General features: G+C 74.3%; 13 protein-coding genes. 6 read left to right on the forward strand and 7 right to left on the reverse strand.

The features are described from left to right. Window positions 1–392: 392 nt before the first annotated feature. Together ELQ39_RS03240 and ELQ39_RS03245 are read left to right on the forward strand one after the other, a co-directional pair. A complete protein-coding gene (locus ELQ39_RS03240) occupies window positions 393–1,250 on the forward strand; it encodes an AAA family ATPase (protein WP_189900365.1) in 858 nt (285 codons plus the stop codon). Next, on the forward strand, window positions 1,247–2,629 hold the full coding sequence (locus ELQ39_RS03245) for a vWA domain-containing protein (protein WP_242590919.1): 1,383 nt from the start codon (window positions 1,247–1,249) through the stop codon (window positions 2,627–2,629). Before ELQ39_RS03240 ends, ELQ39_RS03245 begins: the two co-directional genes overlap by 4 nt. Before the next feature lie 15 nt (window positions 2,630–2,644). On the opposite strand, the gene ELQ39_RS03250 is transcribed toward ELQ39_RS03245, so the two are convergent. Both ELQ39_RS03250 and ELQ39_RS03255 read right to left on the reverse strand, forming a co-directional pair. After that, a complete protein-coding gene (locus tag ELQ39_RS03250) occupies window positions 2,645–3,151 on the reverse strand; it encodes a DUF6624 domain-containing protein (RefSeq protein WP_242590920.1) in 507 nt (168 codons plus the stop codon). A 116-nt stretch (window positions 3,152–3,267) separates the two neighbouring features. After that, window positions 3,268–4,605, reverse strand: coding sequence for a ricin-type beta-trefoil lectin domain protein (locus tag ELQ39_RS03255; RefSeq protein ID WP_242590921.1), 1,338 nt, complete (start codon window positions 4,603–4,605; stop codon window positions 3,268–3,270). Window positions 4,606–4,720: 115 nt separating this feature from the next. On the opposite strand from ELQ39_RS03255, the gene ELQ39_RS03260 reads away from it, so the two are divergent. Further along, complete coding sequence (locus ELQ39_RS03260; protein ID WP_242590922.1) at window positions 4,721–5,110, forward strand: VOC family protein; 390 nt, start codon at window positions 4,721–4,723, stop codon at window positions 5,108–5,110. A gap of 13 nt (window positions 5,111–5,123) precedes the next feature. On the opposite strand, the gene ELQ39_RS03265 is transcribed toward ELQ39_RS03260, so the two are convergent. Then, complete coding sequence (locus tag ELQ39_RS03265) at window positions 5,124–5,483, reverse strand: cupin domain-containing protein (protein WP_086704124.1); 360 nt, start codon at window positions 5,481–5,483, stop codon at window positions 5,124–5,126. Window positions 5,484–5,598: 115 nt separating this feature from the next. Continuing rightward, window positions 5,599–6,576: a threonine ammonia-lyase gene (locus tag ELQ39_RS03270; protein ID WP_242590923.1), complete on the reverse strand. Its 978-nt coding sequence runs from the start codon at window positions 6,574–6,576 to the stop codon at window positions 5,599–5,601. Window positions 6,577–6,710: 134 nt separating this feature from the next. On the opposite strand from ELQ39_RS03270, the gene ELQ39_RS03275 reads away from it, so the two are divergent. After that, complete coding sequence (locus ELQ39_RS03275) at window positions 6,711–7,058, forward strand: tetratricopeptide repeat protein (protein WP_190001920.1); 348 nt, start codon at window positions 6,711–6,713, stop codon at window positions 7,056–7,058. Window positions 7,059–7,110: 52 nt separating this feature from the next. On the opposite strand, the gene ELQ39_RS03280 is transcribed toward ELQ39_RS03275, so the two are convergent. Continuing rightward, window positions 7,111–8,511: a PepSY-associated TM helix domain-containing protein gene (locus ELQ39_RS03280; protein WP_242590924.1), complete on the reverse strand. Its 1,401-nt coding sequence runs from the start codon at window positions 8,509–8,511 to the stop codon at window positions 7,111–7,113. Window positions 8,512–8,643: 132 nt separating this feature from the next. Between ELQ39_RS03280 and ELQ39_RS03285 the strand changes: the two genes are divergently transcribed. Next, window positions 8,644–9,288 (forward strand): peptide deformylase, encoded by a 645-nt coding sequence (locus ELQ39_RS03285; RefSeq protein WP_242590925.1) that lies wholly within the window; start codon window positions 8,644–8,646, stop codon window positions 9,286–9,288. A gap of 39 nt (window positions 9,289–9,327) precedes the next feature. Here ELQ39_RS03285 and ELQ39_RS03290 read toward each other — a convergent pair whose 3' ends face one another. Next, complete coding sequence (locus ELQ39_RS03290) at window positions 9,328–10,773, reverse strand: dihydrolipoyl dehydrogenase family protein (RefSeq protein ID WP_242590926.1); 1,446 nt, start codon at window positions 10,771–10,773, stop codon at window positions 9,328–9,330. A gap of 116 nt (window positions 10,774–10,889) precedes the next feature. Here ELQ39_RS03290 and trxA point away from each other — a divergent pair, with 116 nt between their 5' ends. Next, the gene (gene trxA, locus ELQ39_RS03295) at window positions 10,890–11,282 is read left to right on the forward strand and encodes a thioredoxin (protein ID WP_190001916.1); all 393 of its coding nucleotides are present in this window, start codon (window positions 10,890–10,892) and stop codon (window positions 11,280–11,282) included. 225 nt (window positions 11,283–11,507) lie between these two features. Here trxA and ELQ39_RS03300 read toward each other — a convergent pair whose 3' ends face one another. Beyond that, window positions 11,508–12,545: a LacI family DNA-binding transcriptional regulator gene (locus ELQ39_RS03300; protein WP_242590927.1), complete on the reverse strand. Its 1,038-nt coding sequence runs from the start codon at window positions 12,543–12,545 to the stop codon at window positions 11,508–11,510. Between the last annotated feature and the right edge of the window lie 49 nt (window positions 12,546–12,594).

The following is a 12,594-nucleotide window of genomic DNA, read 5'->3' on the forward strand; positions in this document are numbered from 1 at the left end:
ACGGCGGTGACCGGGCCGTCCGGCTGCGGCAGACCGAGGCCGGCGCAGTGCCGGCGGGTCCGGAAAGGCCGGACGCGGGAGTCGCAGGGGTCGAGGGGACGGAGCTGAGGGGCGTCGGCATCGGTGTCACACCGGTCGCCGTCACACCGGTCGCCTCGGCGGGCGCGGCGCTGCTCGCGGTCCGGCTGCGGCTGCGGCTGCGGCTGCGGCTGCGGCTGCGGCTGCGGCTGCATGATCCCCCTGATCACGGCGCGGCGCGTGCCGTGCACCCCGGCGGTGCGGGCGGTGGGCGCGAACGCGTGACAGACGGGTTGAGCAAGCGCTTAGATAGGTCTCCGGGCTCCACGGAGTGCCCGCACACCGTCGTTCCCGCGCCCAGCCGGAGGCCGCAGTTGTTCACTTCCGTCGACGACGTCTCCGCACGCCTCGCCGAGACCGGCTATCTGGCCTCGCCCGCGGTCGCCACCACCGTCTTCCTCGCCGCCCGGCTCGGCAAGCCGCTGCTGGTGGAGGGCCCCGCCGGGGTGGGCAAGACCGAGCTGGCCAAGGCCGTCGCCCGCGCCTGTGACGCCCGGCTGGTGCGCCTGCAGTGCTACGAGGGCGTGGACGAGTCGCGCGCGCTGTACGAGTGGAACCACGCCAAGCAGCTGCTGCGGATCAGCGCGGGGCGCGGTGAGACCTGGGACGAGGCCCGCACGGACATCTTCAGCGAGGAGTTCCTGCTGCCCCGCCCGCTGCTCACCGCGATCCGGGGCGACGACCCCAAGGTGCTGCTGATCGACGAGACCGACAAGGCGGACGTCGAGATCGAAGGGCTGCTGCTGGAGGTGCTCGGCGACTTCCAGGTGACGGTGCCCGAGCTGGGCACGGTCACCGCGACCCGCCGGCCGTTCACCGTCCTCACCTCCAACGCCACCCGGGAACTGTCCGAGGCGCTGCGCCGCCGCTGCCTGTTCCTGCACATCGGCTTCCCCGACGCGGAGCTGGAGCGGCGGATCGTCCGGCTGAAGGTACCGGGCGTGGACGCGGCGCTGGCCGAGTCCGTGGTGCGGGTGGTGGGGGCGCTGCGCGCGATGGACCTGCGCAAGGCGCCCTCGGTCGCCGAGACCGTCGACTGGGCGCGCACCCTGCTGGCGCTCGGCGCGAGCACGCTCGACGAGACGGTCGTACGGGACAGTCTGGGCGTGGTCCTCAAGCACCAGGACGACATCCAGAAGGCGGCGGCCAAGCTCGACCTGGACGCGCTGTGACGGCCGCCGCGCACACGGACCTCGCGGACACGGATCTGGTGACCCGGCTGACCGGTCTGGTCGACGCGCTGCGCGCGCACGGGCTGCGGATCGGCACCGGGGAGACCGTGGACGCGGCGCGCGCCGTGGAGGCGCTCGGTCTCGCCGACCGGGAACTGCTCCGGGAGGGCCTGGCGGCGACCCTCCTGCACGGCGCCGGCGGACGCCCGGTGTTCGACGCGGTCTTCGACCTGTACTTCCCGCGCGGGGTGGGCGTTCCCGCGGCCGGCGGTGACGCGGACCGCGAGGAGCTCCGCGCCCGGCTGGCGCAGGCGCTCGCCGCGAACGACACGGCGGCGCTGGCCCGGCTGGCGGTGGAGGCGGTCGACGGCTTCGGCGGGTACGGCGGTTCGCCCGGCTCGGACGGCTGGTCGTCGTACCAGACGCTGGACCGGCTGCGCCCGCAGACGCTGCTGGCGCGGGTGCGGGACGAGGTGCGCGGGCGGGACGGGTCGGGGAGCTTCGCCGACCGGCTCCTCGAGGACGAGATCCGGCGCCGCATCGAGGAGTTCCGTCGGCTGGTCACCGCGGAGGCGCGGCGCCGGGCCGCCGAACGCCGTGGCCGGGACGAGACAGCCCGCCGCGCGCTCCCGCCGACCGCCGACCGGATCGACTTCCTGCTCGCGGGCAAGGACCGGCTGGCCGAGATGCGCCGGACGGTCCAGCCGCTCGCCCGTAAGCTGGCGACCCGGCTCGCCGCACGCCGCCGCAGGGCCGCGCGGGGCGCCATCGACCTGCGCAGGACGCTGCGCGGCTCCCTGTCGACGGGCGGGGTGCCGGTACAGCCCGTCCTTCGCAGGCGCCGGCCCGCCCGGCCCGAACTGGTGCTGCTGTGCGACGTGTCGGGCTCGGTGGCCGGGTTCTCCGACTTCACGATGCTGCTGGTGCAGGCGCTGCACGACCAGTTCTCCAAGGTGCGGGTGTTCGCCTTCGTCAACCGCGTCGACGAGGTGACCGGCCTGCTGGTCCACGGGGCCGCCGACCCGGATGGCCTGAACGCCCGCATCCGCGCGGAGGCCCGGCTCACCGCCTGGCACGAGAGCAGCGACTACGGCGCCGCGCTGGGCGAGTTCACCGGCCGGTACGCGGACGCCGTCGGCCCGCGCACCACGGTGTTCGTCCTCGGCGACGCCCGCACCAACATGGCCGACCCCGGCCTCCCCGCCCTCCGCGACCTCACCCGCCGCGCCCGCCGCGTCCACTGGCTCAACCCCGAACCCCGCACCCTCTGGGGCACGGGCGACTCCGCCGCCCCGGCGTACGCGGAGCTGGCGGACATGCGGGAGTGCAGGAACGTACGGCAACTGGACGCACTGGTCGGGCGGTTGCTGCCGGTGTGAGGCGCCGTGGGCTCGTCACGCCGGGGCGTGCCTGGCCACGTGGTCGGCGAAGGGTTCGATACCCACCTCGGCTCGGAGCGCGTCCACGCGAGCGGGGTGCTCGCAGGGCCACGGCACCGGTGAGCCGTCCCTCACCCCGGCGATCTGCGTGCCGTAGATCTGTTTCCGGCCCTCGTTGACGAGCGTGCGGTCGCGGAGGAAGGCCAGGTCGCGCGGGCTCGCCTTGCCGGCCTCGACCGCCTGTTCCATCAGGCGCAGGGCGCGTCGCTGGATGCCGAGCTGGCGGTCGGCGTGCTGGGCGATCAGCCACGCGGCGCGTGCGGCCTCCTCCCCCACCAGCTCCGCCGTGGGCCAGCCGTGCTGGTCCATGATCTCGCCCAGCCGGTCTCCGTGACGTGCGGTGAGGCGCCGCCAGGCCAACTGCTCGGCAGGGTCGTCGCTGTACCCCTTGGCCGCGGCCCGGTGGTCCGCCGCCGCCGTGTCCTCGAGTTCCGCCGCCAGCGCGGCGAGGTCCTGCGTCACTCCCAACTCCCCGACGTAATGCGGTCCTGGTCACCCGCAACTGTAGGGCGCGAATCGGACGTAAAGATCATTCCGCGGAACGGTGACACGGGGCGGCGCGGGCGGCGATACTGGATCTACCCCCGAAGCCCTTGGAGTCGCCGAAGCCCCGCCGCCGGCGTCCAGCGCTGGGCGGCCGTGCCGTTGCAGTCCCAGATCTGGAGCTGCGTGCCGTCCGCGGTGGAGCTGCCCGGGTCGTCCAGGCAGCGGCCCGACCGGGGGTTGACCAGGGACGAGTCCGGGCCGGGGATCCAGCGTTGGGCGCCGGTGCCGTTGCAGTGCCAGAGCTGGACCCTGGTGCCGTTGGCGGTCCCGCCGCCGCTGACGTCGAGGCAGCGGCCCAGGGCGCGCAGGGTGCCGCCCTCGCCGGGGACGTGGGTCCAGCGCTGCGCCGCCGTGCCGTTGCAGGTGTGGAGCTGGACGGGTGTGCCGTCGGCGGTGGCGGCGCCGCGGACGTCGACGCACTTGCCGGGGATGCCGGAGCGGAAGGCTGTCGTCTGCGTCATGCCGCCGGACGCCAGCGCCGCCTGTACGAGGTCGGCCGCCGCCCGCATGCCCGCCTCGTTGGGGTGGTAGGTGGACCGGCCCTGCGCCGGGCGGTACGACTCCACCCACGGAATCGCGGAGCACGCGTCGTGGCCGCGGCTCGCGCCCGCCAGGTCGACCAGGGTGGCGCCCGTCGCGGCGGCCGCGTCGGCGGTGGCGGCGGCCAGGCGCGCGGCGATGTTCCTCTCGTACGCTGCCTGTTCGCCGGTCAGGGGCGCGACGGCGCACGTCCCGGAGTCCGGCAGCAGGGTGAAGTAGGTGACCAGGTACACGCGGGCCTGGGGTGCCACGGCGTGGACCGCGCGCACGATGTCCGCGATCCGGCCGGGGAGTTCGGGGAAGGTCCGTTCGATCGTGTCGCGATCGACCGTCGGGCAGCCCGAATCGCCGCTCGCCTGGCAGGAGTAGGCGTTGATGCTGCCGAGGTAGTTGACGTCGTTGCCGCCGATCGTGACCGTGACGAGGCGCGTGTCCGGGCTCACGGCCTGGATCTGCGGCGGACGGGCGCCTTGGTGGTCCCTCAGCACGTGCCCGGTCGTCGCGCCGCTGCACGACACGTCCGTCAGGTCCGCGCCGATCTCGCGGGCCACCAGGCTGGGGTAATTGCTGGCCGACCGCGCACAGGAGTCGGCTCCGTCGCTCGACTGGAGGGGCGGGACACCGGGGCCCGCGGCGAACGAACTGCCCAGCGCCACATAGTCCGTTCCCGCGTCGGCGGCCGCGGAGGGCGCCTGGACCGAGGCCGGCCGGGCGGAGGCGGCGGACACGGCCGGGGCGGCGACGACCGCGGCCCACGCCGCCGCCAGGGCGCACAGGGCTCGCGCCCACGTCCGGATCGACAAGCGGTCGGTGGCGCGCGAACCCGGCATCGGCATCCTCCACGAGAGCACGCGAGACAGTCACACAACGTTGTAAACGGACCCTAGCCGTGCCCGGGGGCCGCGCCAAGACCGCCCGCACGCCGTATCGGGAGAAGATCGGGGCATGGCCGATTCCTCAGCACAGATCAACGCCCTCATCGTCGACGCCATGGACCCCGAGCGGCTCGCCGCGTTCTGGTCGGAGGTGCTCGGCAGGCCGGTCGTGGGCCGCACGGGCCCCTATGTCTGGCTGCGCCGGGAGAACGACCTCGCGCTGGGCTTCCAGCGCACCGACACGCCCAAGTCCGGCAAGAACCGCATGCACGTGGACATCGCCTCCCCCGACCCGGCCGCCGAACAGCGCCGGATCGAAGGGCTCGGCGGGCGGCGTCTGGAGGGGTACGGGGACGGAGGCTTCCTGGTGATGGCGGACCCCGAGGGGAACGAGTTCTGCGTCATCCCCGCGGGGCCCTTCGAACTCGACGACGAGGGACGCGCGCACTACCTCGACTAGACGCCGGTGGTGTCTAGTCCGCCTTCGCGTAGTCCGTCGCCATGGCGCCCGCGAAGTCGTGGACCACGACCTGTTCGTCGCCGACGACCCACGCGTCGTGACCCGGCGGGCACACGAAGACGTCGCCGGGGCCCACCTCGCTCTCCGCGCCGTCGTCCATGCGGATGTGCATACGGCCCTGGAGCACGTAGCCGTTGTGGTGGATGCCGCACGACTCCGTGCCGGCGATCGGGCCGACCGACTCCGACCAGCGCCATCCCGGCTCGAACGTGGCGACCGCGAAGTCCAGCCCCGTCATGTGGACGGCTTCGAGATGGCCCCTCGGGAAGTCACGTCGCTCGTCGGGCTTGTCCAGTGTCTTCACCTCGAGCATGCCCATGCTCCCTTCCGGTGACCGGCCCGGTGCGGCGAGGGCCGGGCCCCTGCTCCCTCATCGTCCGCCCGTCCACCCGGGGGCGCCATCCGGGTGAGAGGCACGGGCGCCCGGCTCAGTCGCCGGGGGCGCACAGGCGGGCGAAGCGCTCCGTGTCGACGTTGCCGCCGGACAGGATCAGGCCGACGCGGGGCGGGAGCGGGCCCGCGCGGCCGGTGAGCAGCGCGGCCAGCGGGGTGGCCCCGCTCGGTTCGAGGACGATCTTCAACCGGGTGAAGGCGAACCGCATCGCCTCCTTGATCGCCTCGTCGTCGACCAGCACGACCTCGTCCAGCAGGCGGCGGTTCACGGCGAAGGTCAGTTCGCCGGGGGTGGGGACGGCCTGGCCGTCGGCGATGGTGCGGGGCACGGGCACGGTGACGCGCCGGCCCGCCTCCAGGGAGCGCCGGGTGTCGTCCCCGGCCTCCGGTTCGACGCCGATCACCCGGGTCGCCGGGTGCAGGCCCTTCACGGCGACGGCGCTTCCGGCGATCAGTCCCCCGCCGCCGACCGGCGCGATCAGCGCGCCCAGCTCGCCCGTCTCCTCGACCAGTTCGAGCGCGGCGGTGCCCTGGCCCGCGATGACGTGGGGGTGGTCGTAGGGCGGTACGAGGGTGAGGCCCCGCTCCGCGGCGAGGGACTCGGCGACGGCGGTGCGGTCGCCGGTGTAGCGGTCGTAGGCGACGACGGTCGCGCCGTACCCCTCGGTGGCGGCGCGCTTGGACGGCGGGGCGTCCTCCGGCATGACGACGACGGCAGTGGTGCCCAGCTCGCGGGCCGCGAGGGCGACGGCCTGGGCGTGGTTGCCGGAGGAGTAGGCGACCACGCCCCGCGACAGCCGGTCCGGGGTGAGCCGGGAGACCGTGTTGTAGGCGCCGCGGAACTTGAAGGCGCCGACCCGCTGGAAGTTCTCGCATTTGAGGTGCACCTCGGCGCCGACGAGCGCGTCCAGGGTGCGGGAGCGCAGGACGGGCGTGCGGTGGGCGACGCCGCGCAGGCGTGCGGCGGCGGAGCGGACGTCGTCCAGGGTGATCGGCTCGGCGGTGGTCGTCACGCGGTCCCTCCGGAGGAAGTCGGTGCGGTCGGCCTACGCATCCTGCACGGCCGCGCCGCTGGTCACCAGGGGTGCGGAGGGAGGGGGAATACCGGGGTGGCCCGGCCGGTTGTCGGGCGCGAAGGAGGTGCCGGGTGAACACCACGTACTACGACCACGGAACGCACGCCGAGCGCTGGGAGCGCGCGGGGATGTTCTTCGACGCCAAGGACTACTACTCCGCCGCGCGGGTCCTGGGCAGCCTGGTCGAGGAGGTGCCGGAGCAGACCGGGCCCCGTCTGCTGCTCGCCCGCGCCTACTACCACTCGGCCCAGCTGCGCCGTGCGGAGGCCGAGCTGCGGATCATCGTGGACCGCGACCCGGTGGAGCACTACGCCCGTCTGATGCTCGGCCGCACCCTGCAGCGGCAGGGGCGGGACGCCGAGGCGCAGCCGCACCTGCGGCTCGCGGCCGCGCTGGCCGGGGACTTCGACGAGATCTGAGCGCGCACGGACCGGTGCCCGGCTCCCCTCGGGGAGCCGGGCACCGTGCGTGTCAGCGGGACGCGGGCCCGTAGGTCCGGCGGCCGCGGCGGTGGGCGATCTCACCGAGCACCACGTCGACGGCGAGGAAGACCGCCAGAGGGATGCCGAGCAGCGGGAGGAAGTACCCGAGGACGGCGATCAGCGCGAGCAGCGGGACGAGCAGCTGCGGCGGTACGTGCTGCCACGCTCCCCGGGGGACGGGACGGCCGAACGCCGAGCCGCGGCCCCGCTGCCACCACAGCCGGTAGCCCCACAGGATCAGCAGGATCAGGGCGAGGGCGAGCAGCATCAGGGCGATCTGGTTGGCCAGGCCGAACAGGGTGCCGGTGTGCAGGTCGATGCCCCATCGGGTGAGCTTGGCGAGGACCGGGTAGTCCTCGAACCGCAGCACGTCGGTGATCTGTCCCGTTCCCGGGTCGACGGCCACCGCGTCCTGCTTCTCCGGCCAGCTCCGCTGGATCTGCCGCACCACGTACGCGGAGGTCGCGTCGGCGGGCGGCACGATCTCCACCGGGTTGTCCAGGCCCTCGGAGCGCGCCGCCGCGAGCACCCGGTCCAGGCCGACGCCGTGCGCCGCGTCACCACCCGCTCCCCCGGCCGTGCCATGGCCCGCGTGCTCGCCGGCCGTGGCGGCCACCGCCGGGGTCTCCTGACCCAGTGCGGCGCGCAGGTCGCCGATGTGCGCGCCGGCGTACGCCGACCAGGTCAGACCCGTCGCGGAGAGGAACACGAAGCCGAGCGCGGCCCATACGCCCACCCCGGCGTGCAGACCGAGGGTGCGGCGGCGTCCGGTGGTGCCGCGCAGCCCGCGCTGGGAGCGGCGGCGGGAGAACCACAGCAGGAGCCCGCCGCAGGCGATCACCCACAGCCAGCTCGCCGCCAACTCGCTGTAGAGACGCCCCGGTTCACCGAGGTGCAGGTCGCGGTGGAACTCGTCGATCCAGGTGCGCAGCGGCAGCGCGCCGGTCGATCCGTACTGTTCGAGCTCACCGCGGACCCGCGCGGTGTACGGGTCGACGAACACGGCGAGCGTGTGGCCGGGGTCGACACCCGGGACGCCGGAGAGCAGCACCCTGGCGGTGGCGCCCGGTTCGGGTGAGGGACGTACGGCGGCGATCTCACCGTCGGGGTGAGCGGCGCGGGCGGCGGCGACCTGCTCGGAGAGGGGCAGTTCGCGGTCCCCGACGGGGACGGTCAGCTCGTGCGCGTAGAGGACCTTCTCGACCTGGAAGGAGGCGGCGTACAGCAGGCCGGTGAGCGCGGCGACGAGGAGGAACGGGGCCACCAGGACGCCCGCGTAGAAGTGCAGGCGCAGGACGAGCGGGCGGAGGGTGGTCCAGGCGCTCCTGCCCGGTGCGGGGGCGGGGGCTGAGGGGGCGTCGTCGGTGGCTGGCGTGGGGGTGGTGGTCATCGGCGGTGTTCTCCCGGGGGACGGGTTCGACGGGTGGTGCCGGTGCAGGGGTCGGGGCGGGGGGCCGTCGAGTTCCCGGAAGGGGTGTGTGAGCTGAGACACACACGGCGGAGGTCATGCGATCCTGGCGTGATGGAAACTCCGAGCGATCGCGTGCCGTTGGCCGAGCGGGTCGAGCAACTTCTCGCCGAAGAGGGGCCGTTGCCCATCGTCGCCGCCGGACATCCGGTACTGCGCCGCCCCTCCGTGCCGTACGACGGGCAGCTGGACGACGCGCTGCTGGCGCGGTTCGTGCAGGCGTTGCGCGTCACCATGCGCACGGCACCCGGTGTGGGGCTGGCCGCGCCCCAGGTGGGGGTGGGGCTGCGGATCGCGGTGATCGAGGACCCGGCGCCGGTGCCGGAGGAGGTACGGGTCGCGCGCGGGCGGGAGCCGCAGCCGTTCCGGGTGCTGGTGAACCCGGCGTACGAGGCCGTCGGCACGGAGCGCGCCGCGTTCTTCGAGGGGTGTCTGAGCGTGCCCGGCTACCAGGCTGTGGTGGCGCGGCACGCGGTGGTGCGCCTGACCGCGCAGGACGAGCGCGGTCAGGCGCTGGACGAGGAGTTCACCGGATGGCCCGCCCGGATCGTGCAGCACGAGACCGACCACCTGGACGGCACGCTGTACCTGGACCGGGCCGAGCTGCGCTCGCTGTCCTGCAACGCGGCGGCTGCCCGGTACTGGGGGCAGCCGACGGCCGGGGATGCGGCGCGGGCGCTGGGCTTCGAGCTGCCGTAGCCGCGCCCGCCCGCCCGGAGGTCCGGTCATGGGCGCCGGTCAGGCGTCGCGGTACGCCTCCAGCAGCCGCAGCCACACCTCGCTGATCGTGGGGTACGACGGGACGGCGTGCCACAGCCGGCCGACCGGGACGCGTCCCGCCACCGCGACGGTCGCCGCGTGGATCAGCTCGCCGACGCCGGGGCCGACGAGGGTGACGCCGCGCACGATCTCGTCCTCGAGATCGACGACCATGCGGGCCCGGCCCCGGTAGCCGTCGCCGTACAGGCTCGCGCCCGCCACCGACGACAGGTCGACGTCCACGGCCCGCACCCGGTGGCCGGCCTGCTCGGCCTCGGCGAGGGTGAGGCCGACGGAGGCGGCCTCCGGGTCGGTGAAGACGACCTGCGGGACGGCCGCGTGGTCGGCGGTGGCGGTGTGCGCGCCCCACTTCTCGGTCCGCACCGGCTCGCCCGCCGCACGGGTGACGATGGCGGCGCCCGCGATGCGCGCCTGGTACTTGCCCTGGTGGGTCAGCAGGGCGCGGTGGTTGACGTCGCCGACGGCGTACAGCCAGTCGTGGCCGGTCACCCGGAGGCTGTCGTCCACGTCCAGCCAGGACCCCGGCTCCAGGCCGATCGTCTCCAGGCCGATGTCGTCGGTGCGGGGGGCGCGTCCTGTGGCGAAGAGGATCTCGTCGGCCTCGATCCGGTCGCCGCTGCCGGTGAGGACGACGACGGCGCCGTTCTCCCTGCTCACGGCCTTCACGGAGGTGCCGGTACGGACGTCGGCGCCGGCCTCGGTGAGGGCCTCGGCGACCAGCTCGCCGGCGAAGGGCTCCATACGGCCGAGCAGGCCGTCGCCGCGCACCAGGACGGTGACCTGCGAACCGAGCGCCTGCCAGGCGCAGGCCATCTCGGTGGCGACGACACCGCCGCCCACCACGACCAGCCGGCCGGGTGCGGAGGGCGCGCTGGTGGCCTCGCGGCTGGTCCAGGGGCGGACCTCGTCCAGTCCCGGCAGGTCGGGGAGGAGGGCCCGGCTGCCGGTGCAGACGGCGACGGCGTGCCGGGCGGTGAGGACGCTCTCTCGGCCGTCGGGGCCGGTGACGGTGACGGTGCGCGGGCCGCTGAGGCGTCCCAGGCCCCGGTACAGGTCGGCGCCGGTGCCCTCCAGCCACCGCACCTGGCCGTCGTCCTTCCAGCCGGAGGTGAAGGAGTCGCGGCGGGCGAGCACGGCGGCGGTGTCCAGGGGGCCCTGGACGGACGCGCTCAGGCCGGGCAGGCGGCGGGCGTCGGCCCGGGCGAGGACCGGGCGCAGCAGGGCCTTGCTGGGCATGCAGGCCCAGTAGGAGCACTCACCGCCGACCAGTTCGCTCTCCACCACCGCCGTGGAGAGCCCGGCCGCGCGGGTGCGGTCGGCGACGTTCTCCCCGACCGGTCCGGCGCCGATCACCACGACGTCGTAGGCGGTCGTTTCCGTGTGCGTCGATTGCGTTTCCGTCATGGCGTCAGTCTGGTGGGTGGTGTGCCGGGTGGCCACATGGGTAGGGGCGCGGAATACGTGACCGGTCGGCCGTGTTGTGCCGACTCCCGAGCCGACAGCAGGAAGAGGAACACGCCATGAGCGCCACCGTCGAACTCACCAAGGAGAACTTCGACAAGACGGTCACCGACAACGAGTTCGTGCTGATCGACTTCTGGGCGGAGTGGTGCGGCCCCTGCCGGCAGTTCGCACCGGTCTACGAGAAGGCGGCCGAGGCCAACCCGGACCTGGTGTTCGGCAAGGTGGACACCGAGGCGCAGCCGGAGCTCGCCGCCGCCTTCAACATCCAGTCGATCCCGACGCTGATGATCGTCCGTGACCAGGTCGCGGTGTTCGCCCAGCCGGGCGCCCTGCCGGAGGCCGCACTGACGGACGTCATCGGCCAGGCGCGCAAGCTGGACATGGACCAGGTGCGGCAGCAGATCGCCGAGCAGCAGGCGCAGCAGCAGGGCGGCGGACAGGGCGCCTGAGGCGCCCGGCCCACACCCGGGCTGGAGGGGCGCGCCTCGAAGGGGTCCCGCGTCGGTGAGGCGCACGTGCGCCGCCCTCCGGTCCGGCCGCCCGTGCCCGCGTCCGGCAACAGCCGGCCGGCGGGCGGCTCACATGTCCGCGGAGGCCGGCGGGCGGACCGCACCGTTGCCGGTGGTCGACCGCGGTCGGCCGACGGCAGCGGGCGCGCCGCGTGAACGGCCGCGTCAGGTGGAGTCCCGGCGGATCACCCTCGCGCCCAGTACCTTGTGCGCCTCCGGTGACGCCGACGGGTCGTTGACCGCTCGGTCGACCAGGTCGGCCAGTTCCCGGCCGGACGGCAGTTCCAGGTGGACCGTGCTGAGCCGAGGCCGCAGAAGCCGCCCCAGCATCAGGTCGTCCGCGCCGACCACCGCCGTCTCCTCGGGGATGCGGACCCCCTCGTCCTGCAGCGCCCGCATCAGCAGCATCGCGTACTCGTCGTTGTACGTGAACACCGCGTCCAGCCCGAGGTCCCGCCAGCGCCCGGCGAGTGACGCCGCCGCCTCCTCGTCGTGGGCGAGCGGCAGCTCGGTCACCGTCGCGTCCGTGCCGCGCACAGCGGCCCGTACCCCCGCGAGCCGCGGCGCGGAAAACGTGTCCAGCCCCCGCTCCCCCGGCACGACCACGCCGATCCGGCGGCGCCCCGTGTCGAACAGGTGGGCGCCCGCGCTGTACCCGACGACGTCGTGGTCCATGAGCAGTGCGTGCGCGCCCTCCACGGTCTCGGGGCCGAGGGTGACGACGGCCCGCGCCCCGGAGCGCTTGAGCACCTCCACGCCGCGAGGCCCGAGCCCGGAACCGGGCACGAGCACGGCGACCGGGCGCAGCTCCGCCCAGGCGCGGGCGGCCTCGTCGTCGTGGACGCCGATGGTGCCGTACTGGACGACGGTGTAGTCGAGCAGGCTCAGCGCGGCCTGCAGCTCGTTGATGAACCGGCTGTACAGCGGGCCCACGGGGAACGCGGGCGCGGGCATCAGGACCATGCGGCTGTGCCCGGCGCGCAGACTGCGCGCCGCCGCGTGGGGGACGTACCCGAGTTCGCGCGCGGCCTCGCGGACGCGGCGGCGGGTGGGCTCGCTGATCCGGACGGCGCGGGCGTTGTTCAGCACGTAGGAGACGGTCGCGCGCGAGACGCCGGCCAGGCGGGCCACATCCGCGCTCGTCGGCACGGAGCGCGTCGGTGCGTCTGTCGGGGGCGCGGGCGGGTTCGGTATCTGCACCATGACGTACGGCATCTTCGCAGAAGCCGTAACGCGCCCTTCATTCGGGGGA

Origin of the sequence: Streptomyces sp. GB4-14, assembly GCF_022696125.1 — a bacterium.
In the GTDB taxonomy this organism is placed as follows: domain Bacteria; phylum Actinomycetota; class Actinomycetes; order Streptomycetales; family Streptomycetaceae; genus Streptomyces; species Streptomyces werraensis.

Coding starts and splice junctions, on each gene's coding strand:
- ELQ39_RS03255 (WP_242590921.1), bottom strand. CDS start 4,605: ATGCCGGGTTCGCGCGCCACCGACCGCTTGTCGATCCGGACGTGGGCG.
- ELQ39_RS03260 (WP_242590922.1), top strand. CDS start 4,721: ATGGCCGATTCCTCAGCACAGATCAACGCCCTCATCGTCGACGCCATG.
- ELQ39_RS03265 (WP_086704124.1), bottom strand. CDS start 5,483: ATGCTCGAGGTGAAGACACTGGACAAGCCCGACGAGCGACGTGACTTC.
- ELQ39_RS03280 (WP_242590924.1), bottom strand. CDS start 8,511: ATGACCACCACCCCCACGCCAGCCACCGACGACGCCCCCTCAGCCCCC.
- ELQ39_RS03285 (WP_242590925.1), top strand. CDS start 8,644: ATGGAAACTCCGAGCGATCGCGTGCCGTTGGCCGAGCGGGTCGAGCAA.
- ELQ39_RS03290 (WP_242590926.1), bottom strand. CDS start 10,773: ATGACGGAAACGCAATCGACGCACACGGAAACGACCGCCTACGACGTC.
- trxA (WP_190001916.1), top strand. CDS start 10,890: ATGAGCGCCACCGTCGAACTCACCAAGGAGAACTTCGACAAGACGGTC.
- ELQ39_RS03300 (WP_242590927.1), bottom strand. CDS start 12,545: ATGGTGCAGATACCGAACCCGCCCGCGCCCCCGACAGACGCACCGACG.